The sequence below is a fragment of the Microcoleus sp. Aus8_D2 genome (assembly GCF_036702665.1).
Lineage (GTDB): Bacteria > Cyanobacteriota > Cyanobacteriia > Cyanobacteriales > Microcoleaceae > Microcoleus.
The window spans coordinates 1-14,958 of sequence record NZ_JAUBUN010000004.1; the positions used below are offsets into that span (position 1 = coordinate 1).

The 14,958-nt window shown below is 47.1% G+C and carries 9 protein-coding genes; 5 read left to right on the top strand and 4 right to left on the bottom strand.

Translation table 11 applies throughout. From position 1 onward, the window contains the following. Positions 1-207: 207 nt before the first annotated feature. Positions 208-1,278, top strand: a complete 1,071-nt coding sequence (locus tag QUB64_RS04205; RefSeq protein WP_333269596.1) for a DMT family transporter — start codon at positions 208-210, stop codon at positions 1,276-1,278. Positions 1,279-1,515: 237 nt separating this feature from the next. Here QUB64_RS04205 and QUB64_RS04210 read toward each other — a convergent pair whose 3' ends face one another. From QUB64_RS04210 to QUB64_RS04225, 4 genes are all read right to left on the bottom strand, one after another. Continuing rightward, entirely contained in the window at positions 1,516-1,950 is a 435-nt protein-coding gene (locus QUB64_RS04210) for a hypothetical protein (RefSeq protein WP_333269595.1), read from the bottom strand. 79 nt (positions 1,951-2,029) lie between these two features. Continuing rightward, positions 2,030-2,689 (bottom strand): hypothetical protein, encoded by a 660-nt coding sequence (locus tag QUB64_RS04215; RefSeq protein WP_333269594.1) that lies wholly within the window; start codon positions 2,687-2,689, stop codon positions 2,030-2,032. 179 nt (positions 2,690-2,868) lie between these two features. Continuing rightward, positions 2,869-6,588, bottom strand: a complete 3,720-nt coding sequence (locus tag QUB64_RS04220) for a tetratricopeptide repeat protein (RefSeq protein WP_333269593.1) — start codon at positions 6,586-6,588, stop codon at positions 2,869-2,871. Positions 6,589-7,171: 583 nt separating this feature from the next. Further along, positions 7,172-7,774, bottom strand: a complete 603-nt coding sequence (locus QUB64_RS04225) for a hypothetical protein (RefSeq protein WP_333269592.1) — start codon at positions 7,772-7,774, stop codon at positions 7,172-7,174. Between the two features lie 73 nt (positions 7,775-7,847). Here QUB64_RS04225 and QUB64_RS04230 point away from each other — a divergent pair, with 73 nt between their 5' ends. The 4 genes from QUB64_RS04230 to QUB64_RS04245 all read left to right on the top strand — a co-directional run bounded on the left by QUB64_RS04230 (position 7,848) and on the right by QUB64_RS04245 (position 14,842). Further along, positions 7,848-8,696: a M28 family peptidase gene (locus QUB64_RS04230; RefSeq protein WP_333269591.1), complete on the top strand. Its 849-nt coding sequence runs from the start codon at positions 7,848-7,850 to the stop codon at positions 8,694-8,696. 115 nt (positions 8,697-8,811) lie between these two features. Continuing rightward, positions 8,812-9,468 carry an SDR family oxidoreductase gene (locus tag QUB64_RS04235; protein ID WP_333269590.1) on the top strand — a complete coding sequence of 219 codons (657 nt, stop codon included), beginning with the start codon at positions 8,812-8,814 and terminating at the stop codon, positions 9,466-9,468. A 251-nt stretch (positions 9,469-9,719) separates the two neighbouring features. After that, positions 9,720-13,430 carry a hydantoinase B/oxoprolinase family protein gene (locus QUB64_RS04240; RefSeq protein ID WP_333269589.1) on the top strand — a complete coding sequence of 1,237 codons (3,711 nt, stop codon included), beginning with the start codon at positions 9,720-9,722 and terminating at the stop codon, positions 13,428-13,430. 137 nt (positions 13,431-13,567) lie between these two features. Further along, positions 13,568-14,842, top strand: a complete 1,275-nt coding sequence (locus QUB64_RS04245) for a tetratricopeptide repeat protein (protein WP_333269588.1) — start codon at positions 13,568-13,570, stop codon at positions 14,840-14,842. The last annotated feature ends 116 nt before the right edge of the window (positions 14,843-14,958 follow it).

A 14,958-nucleotide genomic window follows, 5' to 3' on the forward strand; every position in this document is an offset into this window, starting at 1 on the left:
GGTTTCTGGCCGCGCGATGAGACTCAAGAAACCGGGTTTTTGGCAGAGATTCAGGGTTTGAAGCGAATATCTGGGTGAAAAACCCGGTTTCTGGCCGCGCGCGCGATCGCACTTAACCCACCTTCGATATATAATTGTAAAAATTGCTTAACAAATCTACATCATTCCCGAGAGCGCCACTCTCATCAATTACTTGGAGCCTCCGCCATGCAGCTAAAACTTACCGATTCTAAACTGCCCTTTGCCCCGCTGTTGCTCATTGCGCCCTTTTTCCTGTGGGGAACCGCGATGGTAGCTATGAAGGGCGTGATGCCGCACACGACACCGCTGTTTGTGGCTGTGGTGCGTTTAGTACCTGCGGGCGTGTTGGTATTGCTGGCGGCGGCATTGATGGGAAAACAGCAGCCCCAAGGTTGGAAAGCTTGGCTGTGGATTTCGCTGTTTGCTTTGGTTGACGGTACTTTGTTTCAAGGCTTTTTAGCCGAAGGTTTGGCGAGAACCGGTGCGGGTTTGGGTTCGGTGATGATTGATTCTCAACCGCTAGCTGTGGCGATTTTGTGTTTGTGGCTGTTTCAAGAAAAAATTGGTTTTTGGGGCTGGTTGGGCTTAGTAATTGGCGTTATCGGCATCAGTTTGATTGGGTTGCCGGATGGCTTTATTTCGGGGCTGTTTCATCCTGAAAGCGCGCAGGTTTCTGCGGGTATCGAAAGTGTGTTTCAGGGTGGGGAATGGTTGATGCTGTTGGCGGCTTTATCGATGGCTGTGGGTACGGTATTGGTGCGCTGGGTGTGCCGCTATGTCGATCCGGTGGTGGCGACGGGCTGGCACATGATTTTAGGGGGTTTGCCGTTGTTGGCGATTTCGGCAGCTACTGAGTCGGAGCAGTTTGTGAATATCGATTTGTCGGGTTGGATGGCTTTAGGGTATTCTACAGTGTTCGGAAGTGCGATCGCCTACGGTTTATTCTTTTATTTTGCTTCAAGTGGCAGTCTGACGAGTTTAAGTTCTCTGACGTTTCTGACTCCGGTTTTTGCTTTGCTGTTCGGCAATTTGTTGTTGGGTGAGGTGTTAAATCCGCTGCAATCGATGGGAGTTGGGCTGACTTTGGTGAGTATTTATTTAATCAACCAGCGGGATACTTTAGCCCAGAAGTTGGGGAAAGGGCGAAACGGTGCAGTGAATTCTAAAGATGAAGTGCAGTTATTAGAGTCGTCGGAGTTGAATGCAGTTGAATTTCCCGTGCAAGTGCGGGCTACAGAATTGGAGTCGGAGGTTTAGATTATCGTGTAGGGAAACGGCACTGCCGTGTCCGTATTTTAGGCGGTCGAAAATTGCTATAGCGAGAATTGATTACCAGTCATTATATTCAAAATTTTGAATTTTTATACTCTAATAAACTATAATATGTCATTGCGAGGAACGAAGCAATCTGAGTCTTGGCGATTGCTTCGTTCCTCGCAATGACAGAAATATTGAAAATTGTCAAAAGTAATTATCCTAAATCGCGCCGAATTTCTAACTCGCAGGTTCAGTATATTCGCAAAAAATATTCAGACCAATTTTGAGCAGATACAGAACAATAATAGTAGCTATACTAGGATCGATCGGGATTCCCGACGAAGCGCCTAAACCGACAATAGCAACTATTAATCCCGTCAGTAAAGGCGCACTTCCAGGGTTTTTCGTGTAGTCTTTGAATTGAGCGCGCAAGCCATCATTGCCGCAGAGTTCCGCGCGGAGAGTTTTTAGCGTGACTTGTAATAGGGATTTACCGCTTTTTGGCTGTATATACTGTTCAAAATTGTTGTTTTCCCCCCACATTTCATCAAAGCTCATGTCAAGGCTGCCGTTATGTTTTTCGATCGCCGCCAAGGCTTCTTTAGCGGGAGCGTAATCTTGCAAAATCGATCGCATTTCATTCATTTCGGCGGGAGTGAGTATCGGTTCCATAGGGTCGATCGCGGGTAGGTTAGTTAAACAATTGTGATCGTAATGATATTATACCTGTAATGCTCGATCGCACCGGATGTTAGCTGCTGTGCGATCGCTCGCAATGACCGTAGGGGCGGGTTCGCCAACCATATCCGACAATAATCGACAATCTCAAAAACCCGCCCCCACCCAATGGTAAATCGCCATGTACCTCTTGCAAAATACCAGACGATGATAGCCAAAATCGTGTTCGATCGCGATTTTGTAGGGGCGGGTTCGCCAACCATATCCGACAATAATCGACAATCTCATAAACCCGCCCCCACCCAACGGTAAATCTCCATGTACCTCTTGCAAAATACCAGAGGATGATAGCCAAAATCGTGTTCGATCGAGATTTTGTAGGGGCGGGTTCGCCAACCATATTAGCCTCCGATCGATCGCCTGAAAAACCCGCCCCCGCCCAACGGTAAATCGCCATGTACCTCTTACAAAATACCAGACGATGATAGCCAAAATCGCGTTCGATCGAGATTTCTGTAGGGGCGGGTTCGCCAACCATATTAGCCTCCGATCGAACGCCTGAAAAACCCGCCCCCGCCCAACGGTAAATCGCCATGTACCTCTTGCAAAATACCAGAGGATGATAGCCAAAATCGCATTCGATCGCGATTTTTGTAGGGGCGGGTTCGCCAACCATATTAGCATCCGCTCGAACGCCTGAAAAACCCGCCCCCACCCAACGGTAAATCGCCATGTACCTCTTGCAAAATACCAGACGATGATAGCCAAAATCGATAAATCCGAGATTTATTAAATTATTAGATCGAAAGATCGGGTACATTGAAATTGCAGTGGGGTGGGGGCGGGTTTTTGAGATTGTCGATTATTGTCGGATATTGTTGGCGAACCCGCCCCTACAGGAATTACGTGTATTCAATCGGACTCTGTTTCACTGGCTTTCTGAATAGCTGAAAACCACTCTTCGGGACAATCATCACCCGTAAACTCTCGCCAAATTATCTTAAACTGACTGTCTCCCAACTGCTTGAGCATCCGCCCTAAATCGGCGATATCCGAGCTAACCCATTCTTCATTATGCTCGGTGTCAATGGCTAAGGCACGAAGGTAAATTTTCGTGGCTTCAGTCCAATTTAATTGGGCTTCCAGGGTTCTGCCCCATGCAGTTAGGGTTGAGGATGCTTTGCGCCAATCATTTGCTGCACTTCTGGCTTCAAATGCTTTTTGGAAATAGGTAACAGCAGTCTCAAAATCTCCTTGCTCTTTGGCAATTTCTCCTAATGAATGACAGGGATATGAAGCCATATATAAATCTCCCGCATCTTCTTTAATTTGGAGAGCTTTGTGGTAAAAAGCGATCGCCTCCTCAAACCGCCGTTGCTCTTGGGCTACCATTCCTAGATGGTGATAGTCGCTAGCAGCACTGTGGAAATCCCCCAAATCTTCTTTAATTTGGAGAGCTTTGTGGTAAAAGGCGATCGCCTCGTCAAACCGCCGTTGCTCTTGGGCTACCACTCCTAGATTGTGATAGTCGCTAGCAGCACTGTAGAAATCCCCCAAATCTTCAACAATTCGGAGAGCTTTGTGGTAAAAGGCGATCGCCTCCTCAAACCGCCGTTGCTCTTGGGCTACCATTCCTAGATTGTGATAGTCCATAGCAGCATTGTAGAAATCCCCTGCATCTTCATAAATTTGGAGAGCTTTGTGGTACAAGGCGATCGCATCGTCAAACCGCCGTTGCTCTTGGGCTACCATTCCTAGTTGGTGATAATTCCCAGCAGCATTGTACAAATCCCCCGCATCTTCTCTAATTTGGAGAGCTTTGTTGTAAAAGGCGATCGCATCGTCAAACCGCCTTTGCTCTTCGGCTACCATTCCTAGATTGTGATTAATACTGGCAATCTTGTTATTCACGGAGGGATCATTTAAGGCTGTCAGTTCATCCAAAATTTCTTGATAAAAGGCTCTCGCTGTTTCCAAGTCGGCACTTGCAAGAGCTTCATTTGCATCTACTCCCCGCAGATACATCCAGAAATCAAAAGCATCTTGCCCCTTTGCCTTTGCTTGTGCCAAGTGGAAGCCAATTTGGTTCAGCGCCCGTTCTCGCAGAAACTTAAATTCCGGTTTGCGCCCCCATCGTTGATATACTTCCCCCAATGCTTGCAGAATTGCTTGAGCATAAGCCCATTCTTCCTGTTGTTCTGCCAGTCGTAACTGTTGCAATAGGTTCGGTTCTTCCACTCGCAGCACAAAGCTTGCCAATTCCGCATTGCCGATCAGTTTCTCACGGTAGTTATCCGCCAACATTGCATAGAAAACCAGCAACTTTTTTTCTAGGGTATTGATTACCTCCTGGGAACCCATTTTGTCTAACTGTTGTCGCAAATACCAAGGCAATGCCGGGTGAATTTTGTAAATACTTGACCCCCAATCTTCCAGAATTCCCGCAGCAGTCGCTTCATTCAACAGTCCAATCCAATCCGATAGCTGCAAGTTTTCTCCAAACACCACCTGATATGCTTGTCCGTATTCATCATCAGGATTTGCTGAAAAATCATGAAGCCAACCTGCAAATACTCGATCGCAAAATAGCCCTAAAAACGGCAAATGCTGCCGCGCCCGTGCCGACAATTTGGCAAACGAATAATCCAGCGACACCGTTAAAGATTTCTCTCTCCCTTCCTCCTCTGCACCCTTGAAAGTATCCAATCCCTGCCGCAGCGCCTCAATCAACTGCACCGGAGTTTGCGTCTTCAAATGCCGCAACACCACCCTCAGCGACAGCGGATGTCCGCCCAACAGTTTCAACAACTCCAGATATTCTTTGGGCAATTTCGCCCTGTCAACCCCCGCTTCCCGCAGAATTCGCGCCGCCAACTCTTCCGCATCCGGCTGCACCAATCCCTTCAAACTCCGCAGCGCGTAACCGCAATCCAACCAATTTTCCTCGCGCCGACTGGTAATCAGCACCCAAGAATTCCCCCCGCGCAACTCTTTGAGAAATTGCTGCAAGCTTGCTCTTTCCGCAGCCGGTAAAAGCGGCTGATTCCCCTGGGGAAACCCATTCACCGGTTCAAAATTATCCCAAATCAGCAGACAAGGATTAGTTTGCAGATACTCCAGCACATCTTCTATTTGGTCTTTTAGTAAATCTTTAGAGAAATCGTCACCCCAAACTTCCTTTCCCACTTGATTCACAACTTTACTCAACGTTCCATCTTGTTCAAAGGAAGTCAAGAAAATCCCTCCAGTGCGCCCTTGAGTATCAGCCAACCACTTTGCAAACCCTCCTACCAACTCAGTTTTCCCAACGCCGGCCATCCCCTGCAACAGCACAACATGATTTTGGCGAAAAGCTCTTTCCAAGCACAAAATATCGTAATCTCGCCCAATAAAACCATAGCGTCCCTCCTGTGGTAGATTGCTCAGGTGACTTTTAGCTGGCTGTCTTTCTTTACGTCTCTCCTCACGGCTTGTGGGAGTTGTGCCAGGAGTAAACGGCTGATAAGGTTCCTGCTGATACAGCACCGGTACCAACCAATCTTGCAGCGGTAACAGCCCTTTGGGACTGGGGCGCTGTTTGTCTATCAACATAGATTTGCGCCCCGCCGCCACAGCAGAGGCGATGTCTTGTCCCCGCACCAATTCCCCGTACAGCCTTCCCATGAAGTGTTTCGCACCTTGGGCGTAGACAGAATAAGCCATTGCTACGACGCCCTTTGCACCCAATTTCACCAACTGTCCCGCCACGGAAGAAAACGCTTCTTCCCCAGCTTGTCCCGACTTGCAAGCATTGAGAACAAACACCGGCACGCGGCAATCTGTCAAATATTGGGCAATTTCCCTAGCAGTAACTATTTCCGGGTTGCCACCTGCATCTTCAAAAACTAAAACGCCTTCTCCCAAATTTCCATATTGAGTTTGAACGGTGTTGCTGTCAGCTTGAAAGTCGCCGTGTCCGTCAAAATGAACAATATGATAAAAACCTTTGCGGGCGTTAAGTTCTGCTTCAAACTGCTTTAAACTGGGGGGACGCAATACAGTGAGATTTACCTGTTTTTGAATCGGTTTCAGCGCCTCCAACATCGGGCGGGCGATAGTTTGAAAATTAATATCGCGATCGCCGTAGGGTCGAGCAATTACCAATAAAATATTTAATTGTTCGTCAGACATTGTACCCCATTCTGCCCGAACAGGATAGTTGCTAAGACTGCGATACATCCCCGCCAGCAAAGGCGCGAGAAATTGATAATCTGGCGCAAACAGCAATTCCCAGGGCAAATTGAGTACGGCAGAATCGTCGGAAACAATGCTAATTTCGCACCTATCCAATCCGTCTCGCGTCGCTTCCTGAAAAAACTCCCGCGCTTTGTCGCTGCTGCGAAATACTAAGTCAAATAGCTGCTGTCCCCAAGCTTGCAACTGCCGTTCAATTTTTTTCGCATTTTCCGGTTCGAGCCCGTAGGGAAAGCGCAGGTATTCTTCAAGATACCAGCGCAAAGCATCTAAGACTTTGCTATCAAAGGGATGTGCAAAGGTGACGGGAGGGGCGTTTCGAGATGCTGCGCGGCCGCGCTGCCAGGATAGTTGAATGGAATCGCCGTCGTGATTGATTCGCAGGTAGTTTTCTGCCATGTTTTGCGCGGCTTGATTAACTTATTATTATACGAGGATTTATCGATAATAGCCAAAGAAACCGGGTTTTTGGGAGTTTTTGTGCTGTGACGAGGTATGATGCAAAAAACCCGGTTTCTGACGATTGGTGCGGAAGTCCTAATTAATTATTCAGGTGTGTTGCTATTGATTCCGGATATTGTGTATATTTGAATAATGTTAAGTTCGCGAAGCGTATCGGCAAGATATAGCAATCCTAAATGATTTGTGGGACTACTCGTTACCAGGCAGAGCCTGGTAATGCAGATCGGTCGGCTCTGCCGACATGAGCGCAGCCGAGGCAGAGCCTCGCTTACATGGGTTCCCAGGCAGAGCCTTGGAACCAGTTAAAGTGTTTAATTGAGCGATCGACCGCAGATTGCAGGCAGATGCAACACAGATGAACGCAGATTATTTCAAGATAATTGATGACTTTTGCTTCCACGATTGTGTCAGGTGCGTCGCTATGAGATTGTGGGTTTTTGTTTGGGGTTGGTCGGTGTATCCACACCCTACGAATAATGTTGTAAGAGTTTTGAAAATTGCTATAAATATCGCATTTAATTCACTGCGAAATAATTCCACTTGCTAAAATTCCCAGAATCTTATTCACATCTTTTAGATAATATTCGGTCAGATCGATATAAATGACACTTCCTTCTAATTTGATAAATTTCCAAATACTCCCAGTTGTCACCGCCCCATAAATTGCCAAAATTTCATTACCTGTACGTTCGTTAAATATCCTTGCTGCTAACATTTCCGCCACACACTGTCCTAACCCAGCATTAATATTTTCCTTTTTAGCTTCCACTAAGGTAATTATCGGATCACTAACAAATAGTATTTCGGGTGAGTCGCTAATAATAAAGTCACAAACTCCATTTAATCCCCTGGCGCTATCAACGTCAAACTCTACTCCCGAAAATAAATTAATCCGTTCTTTGAGCTGTCTTCTCAAATCGATTAAAATTGGGGAAATAATCATTTCCGATCGCGCTTTTTCACTGTTACTAGCAAGGGCTAAAGGTACATTGTAGCGAAGAATCTCAGTCAATAACGCGCTGCTTGCTAATTCCGGTATATCTCCGAAGAGATCGACTGTTTCCACAGTTGTTAACTCAAAGGTTCGCTTGACTCTTTCTAAGGTGAAATCGCTGTAGGGCATTTTGCTTGTCTTCCTCGAATTTTTATGATCAAAGAGAATATAATCTTAGTGTACTCATTGTATCTGCGATCGCATGGAGCTTAAAGAACGCCTGCACAGCCACCTAATTCAAATTGTACGCGATCGCAATCCTTACATGGCATCCGCAGGACACTTCTATGTCCAGCAATACATTCGCGAACAGTTGGGACAGTGGGGCACTGTAGAAATCGACGATTTTACGGTACGCGGGCGAATTCATCACAATTTTATCTTGGATTTACCCCCCTCCGAAAAGGCAAGCAAGCAGGGGTTGCCGACGATTATCATAGGCGCTCATTACGATACTGTGCCCGGTACGCCCGGGGCTGATGATAATGCTACGGGTGTTGCTGTGTTGCTGGAACTCGCAAGGGATCTCGCACTTCAAGCGCTAAAATATCCAGTACAGTTAGTTGCTTTTGATATGGAAGAAGCTGGTTATTTTGGAAGCAGCCATCATGCAGCTAAATACAAACAACAGCAACAGTCAATTCGGTTGATGATTTCTTTGGAAATGTTGGGTTATTGCGATCGCACTCCGAACTCCCAAAGCTATCCGGCGGGACTGAAATATTTTTATCCGAATTGCGGCAATTTTATTGCTTTAATTGGAAATCTGCGGACTGTGCGCGATATGATTGCGTTGAGCAGAAATATCCGCAAAGTCGGTCAACCTTGCGAGTGGCTGCCGGTGCCGAATCGAGGTTTGATTGTACCGGATACTCGCCGCAGCGATCATGTTCCTTTTTGGGATAATGGTTATCCGGCGATTATGGTGACGGATACGGCTAATATGCGGAATCCTCATTATCATCAGCCTAGCGATCGAATTGAGACTTTGGATTTGGATTTTCTCGCGGGTGTTTGTCAGGGATTGGTTGAGGCTATTCGATATATATAGCATTTTTGATAAATCAAATGATGCTTCAGGCGATCGCCCTCTATTAAGAAAGATAGAAAATTTGAGTTAGTATAGTTTCAACCTACAACCTACTATCTAATAAGAGGAATCATAAATGGCGTTATGTATTGTTGTGGGATTTGGAACAGGTGTGGGATTTGGCATTGCCCGCGCCTTTGGTAAAGCAGGTTATACGCTGGGGCTGATTGCGCGATCGCCCGACAAGTACGCGGATGCGGTGAAGTCGTTAACCGATGCTGGAGTCACGTGCGAGATTGTGGCGGCAGATGCGAGTAATGAGGAATCATTGGCGGGCGCGATCGCCTCTCTTTTGCAAACCCTGGGTACTCCAGAAGTCTTGGTTTACAACGTCGTTTCCGGCAGCTATGGCAAACCTACCGCGTTAGATGCACAACAGATGACTCAAGATTTTAAATCAAACGTAGTTGGGGCATTAGTTGCTGCAAAAGCCGTTTTGCCAGCCATGCAAGCCCAATCCCAAGGCAGTATTCTTTTTACAGGCGGTGGCTGGGCGCATTACCCGTGGGATGGTGCCGCATCGATCAGCATTGGTAAAGCTGGCATTCGTAGCTTGGCTATGACTCTTTCTCAGGAGTTGCAAGACACTCCTATTCGCATTGGAATCCTCAGTATTATGGGACAGGTTGCTGTGGGAAGTGCGTTCGATCCTGAGAAAATTGGCGAAGCATTTTTAGCCATGCACAAACAGCCTGTGGAAGGTTATGAACCGGAATTCATGTTCAAGGGATAATTGACAGAACAATCTATGTCAATGGATATAGATGTCAAGTTTAATGTGTAATTATTGTGGCTGCCGTGACTGTAATTTTTTGTCATGCAAAGTGCTGCATGGCACTTTTTTTGCAAACCCCCAAGACGTGAAAAATAGAATAAATAAATAGATATGAATTTTAGGATTCTAAGGTTGTGACTTTTATGAATTGACTTTGAAATCGTTTTATTGAACAATTCTACTTTATTAACAAAGAGCAGAAAAAAGATATGAATGCTAATTTTCCCGATCGCACTTCCTGGCAATTTTGGATCGATCGCGGTGGTACATTTACCGATATAGTAGCCCAAAAGCCCGACGGTAAGCTAGTAATTCACAAGCTGCTGTCGGAAAATCCCGATCGCTACACCGACGCAGCAGTGCAAGGAATTCGCGATATTTTGGGGATTGGGGCGGGGGAATCGATACCGGCGGGCGACATCGCAGCGATTAAAATGGGTACGACGGTGGCGACAAATGCTTTACTCGAACGTAAGGGCGATCGCACAATCCTGCTAATTACTAAAGGTTTCGGCGATGCGCTGAGAATTGGCTATCAAAACCGCCCGAATATTTTCGCCCGCCACATTGTGCTGCCCGAGATGTTGTACGATCGCGTTATTGAAGTTGCAGAACGCTACAGCGCCCGAGGCGAAGAGTTAATTGCTGTCAATCCTGAGTTTGTCCCGTCTTTGCAGCAAGCCTACGATGACGGAATTCGCAGTTGTGCGATCGTCTTTATGCACGGCTACCGCTATTCGGATCACGAAAAACAAGTTGCTCAAATAGCCAGAGAAATTGGTTTTACTCAAATTTCAGTATCTCACGAAGTTAGCCCTCTGATGAAATTAGTTTCGCGGGGAGATACTGCGGTTGTTGATGCTTATTTATCTCCGATTTTACGCCGTTATGTCGAACAAGTAATTAGTCAGTTGAGCGAGGCAGAGCCTCTGGATATGCGTTTACAGGCAGAGCCTATAAACGAGGTTAATGCCCCATGCCCCATGCCCAATGCCCCATCCCCAAAATTAATGTTTATGCAGTCAAACGGCGGTTTAGTAGATGCCGCCCAATTTCAAGGAAAAAATAGTATTTTATCCGGGCCGGCTGGGGGAATTGTCGGTGCAGTTCAAACCAGTAAAAAAGCAGGTTTCGATAAAATTATTACCTTTGATATGGGCGGAACTTCGACAGATGTTGCCCATTTTAACGGCGAATACGAACGCGAATTCGAGACAGAAATTGCTGGGGTGAGATTGCGATCGCCCGTGATGGCAATTCACACTGTAGCAGCCGGTGGCGGTTCGATCGTCTTTTTTGACGGTGCTCGCTACCGCGTCGGGCCGGAGTCGGCGGGCGCAAATCCAGGCCCCGCTTGCTATCGGAAAGGCGGCCCCTTGACGGTGACTGATTGCAATGTGATGTTGGGCAAAATTCAACCGGATTTTTTCCCGAAGGTGTTTGGATTGCAGGGAGATTTGCCGATCGCCCCCGAGGTAGTAAGGCAAAAATTCGTGCAGTTAGCGGGGGAAATTGGGGGCGAGAAGACACCGGAACAGGTGGCGGAGGGTTTTTTGGCGATCGCGGTGGAGAAGATGGCTAATGCGGTCAAAAAAATCTCGCTTCAGCGCGGTTATGACGTTTCCGAGTATACCTTGTGCTGTTTCGGGGGTGCGGGCGGCCAACACGCTTGTGCGATCGCCGATAGTTTGGGTATGAAACGGGTGTTTATTCATCCTTACGCGGGGGTGTTATCCGCCTACGGTATGGGTTTGGCTGATGTGCGGGCTATTCGCGAAAGGGCGATCGAGCAATTATTAAATACAGAATTAATTGGTGATTTGCAGGATGTTTTAGCGCAATTGGAGGGGGAGGGAAAGAGGGAATTGAACCGCAGAGGCGCAGAGGGCGCGGAGGGAGAGAAAGAGGTTTTGGTTGTTAGGAAGCTGCATTTAAAATACCAGGGAAGTGATTCTGTTTTGATGGTGAATTTTGCTGGCACTTTTGAGGAGATGCAGGCGGATTTTGAAGCGGCGCACCGACAGCGTTATAGTTTTATCATGCCGGAAAAATCGCTGATTGTCGAAGCAGTTTCGGTGGAAGTTGTAGAAAGAATGGATGTACTGGATAATTCTACAACTTCCCCCTCTTGTGATGCGGACTCGATACCCGCACAGCCAATCTCTACGGTGCAAATGTATGCTACTAGCGGGTGGCGGGAAACGCCTGTTTATCAAAGAGACGATTTGCGGGGCGACTGCATTAGCGGCCCAGCGATGATTGTCGAAGCAACTGGAACTAATATCATAGAGCCTGGTTGGGAAGGCGAAATTACTGAAAATAATGACTTAATTTTGAACCGCAGATCCACACAGATAAATGCAGTTAATTCGTGTTCATCTGCGGATAAATCAGATCCAGTTTTGCTCGAAATATTTAATAACTTGTTTCGCGCGATCGCGGAACAAATGGGTGTCACATTGCAAAACACGAGTTCCTCCGTCAACATCAAAGAACGCCTCGACTTTTCCTGTGCAATCTTCGATTCAAACGGGCAATTAGTTGCCAACGCGCCCCACATTCCCGTGCATCTCGGTTCCATGAGCGAAAGCGTTGCAGCTTTAATATTAGCACAAAGCAATACAATTAAACCGGGCGATGTTTATGTTTCTAACAATCCCTACAACGGCGGCACGCACTTACCAGATATCACCGTAATTACTCCAGTATTTGATAATTCTTCTTCTCTTCCTTTGTTTTATGTCGCATCCCGGGGACACCACGCGGACATCGGCGGCATCACTCCCGGTTCCATGCCTCCCAACAGTAAAATAGTCACTGAAGAAGGCGTCTTGCTTGACAATTTCCAGCTAGTTAGCGAGGGTAAATTTCGAGAACCAGAATTACTACAAATTCTCACATCCGGGGATTTTTCGGTTCGCAATGTCGCACAAAATATCGCCGATTTGCAAGCGCAAATTGCTGCCAACAATCGCGGTTTAGCAGAACTTCTCAAGATGGTAGAACATTACGGCTTAGAAACAGTACAAGCTTATATGGGTTTTGTGCAAGATAATGCTGAAGAGTCGGTGCGGCGAGTAATTGAGGTTTTGACGGATGGCGAGTTTACTTATCCGATGGATAGCGGCGGACAAATTAAGGTAGCTATTACAATTAACAAGTCGGCGCGCAGTGCGAAAATAGACTTTACTGGCACATCTCCCCAGCAATTCAACAATTTTAATGCTCCGGCTGCGGTTTGTAAAGCGGCTGTGTTGTATGTTTTCCGCACCTTGGTAGATGACGATATCCCTCTGAATGCGGGCTGTTTGAAACCTCTGGAAGTCATCAATCCCGCAGGCTGTATGCTGAATCCGCGCTATCCGGCGGCGGTGGTTGCGGGAAATGTGGAAACGTCGCAGAATATTACGGATGCTTTGTATTGTGCGTTGGGTGCGATCGCCTCTTCTCAGGGCACCATGAATAATTTTACCTTTGGAAATCACCGCTATCAATATTATGAAACAATTTGCGGCGGTTCGGGTGCGGGTGCAGATTTTGACGGTACAGATGCGGTGCAAACTCACATGACTAACTCCCGTTTAACCGATCCAGAAGTGTTGGAATGGCGGTTTCCGGTGTTGTTAGAAAGTTTTGCCATTCGCGAAAACAGCGGCGGAAATGGAAATCATCGCGGCGGTAATGGAGTAGTGCGGAAAATCCGGTTTTTAGAAACGATGACGGCGGGTATTTTGTCGGGGCGGCGGGTGATTTCTCCCTGCGGTTTGCATGGGGGGGAAGCGGGGAAAGTTGGGCGGAATTATGTTGAAAGATTTGATGGAAATGTTGAGGAATTGGGGAGTACGGCGAGTGTGGAAATGCGATCGGGGGATGTGTTTGTCATTGAGACTCCAGGGGGTGGAGGTTATGGTTATCTGTAGTATTAAGGTGCGCTGGGACGCACCCTACGAATAGAGTTTTTCCGTAAGTCGGGGCAAATTTACAATAAAAAGCTGGCGATCGGATATTAACTGTCCTAGGATAGTAGACAATATTCAAAAAATGTTGTGTAGTCACGATGACGATTTCTGATGTAGAAATTACCTCTGATTTAGATTGTGCGATCGCTCGCTATGAGGTCGCAGTGAGGGCGATCGAGAAGGCATCAAATCCACAGCCAGAAGAAGTCCTAGAAGTTCTCGCAGCGCGGGATGTCCTTAGTGCCACTCTCGGACGCACACCTCAACCTGCTCCTGAAAGTTTAATTACTGTACTTCAGTTAGACGATCGCTTGAAAGAACAGGCTGAGTCAATTAACGAAACAGCCAACTTAGGTAAGTGGCGACGCAGTTTCAATCCCCCGCAGGCTGCGTGGTGGTGGTACATCGACGAACTCCAGTCGCCGTCAAAACAGTGGGACTGGGTGTGGCAATTACTGAGTGTTGCTTGCTTAGTAACGACTACCAGCTTTATTAGCAGCATTCAGCCACGGTTTGGTGCAGGCGGCGTCGGGATCGCCGAAGCATTTGGGATGCTCAGCCAAAGCGGGCTGACACTCCTGGTAGCAGGCGGATCGTTCACAAAAGGGGGGCAGGAATTTGTTGAACGCTTGCTCAAGAATTTGAAAATTCCTCTAAAATACCAGTCTGAAGTTACTACCGGCTTGTCAGCAATCATGCTGCTGAGCGCGATCGCCCTCAACGCTTCCCTGCCAGTTCTTGCTAAATATTACAGTCAAAACGGACAAAAAAATCTTGCTCAAGGTCAGTTGGAGCAAGCAGGACATAACCTCGACCAAGCGATCGCTCTTGACCCCGAGAATGCGGATTTTTACCTGCATCGGGGCGAAGTTTACGAAGCCATGCTCAAATTAGACGACGCTCGAACATCGTATCAAACTGCCTTGGCCGGGAACAACTACAAAGCTTTCAACAATTTGGGGCGCGTAGCTTTTCTCAAACAAGATTACACCCTAGCTGAGGCGATGTTTCGCATCGGGTTGGAGAATATTCAAACCGAACAATTGAAATACAAGCTGCACAAAAACCTGGGATGGACGCTATTACAAAAAAAGAGCTACCCCGAAGCTATTGACCACCTCAAAATTGCGATCGCTCTCGACGAAAAACAGCAGCCTGAAAACCGAGAAGGGCTAACTCACTGCATCTTGTTCGAGGTGCTGGAAGCAGCTAAAAGCGACACAGCAAGTTTGGAAACCGAAAAGCAAAAATGCGATGAAAACAGCGAAAAATTTGCCAATTCGCGGGAGTTCGACTGGTACACTCACACATTGCAGCGCTTTGGAGCAATAAAAGGTGATCCAAAGCAGCCGCAGCCTGCTCAAAAACCTTAGCGGAGCAAGTGCGATCGCCCAATCCAATTCCTTCGAGAGACAAATCGCCCGAAACTCAAAAAACTATTAGACAGTGGCTTAATAGATAGAGTATGATTCAGGTGCATCAGCAATTA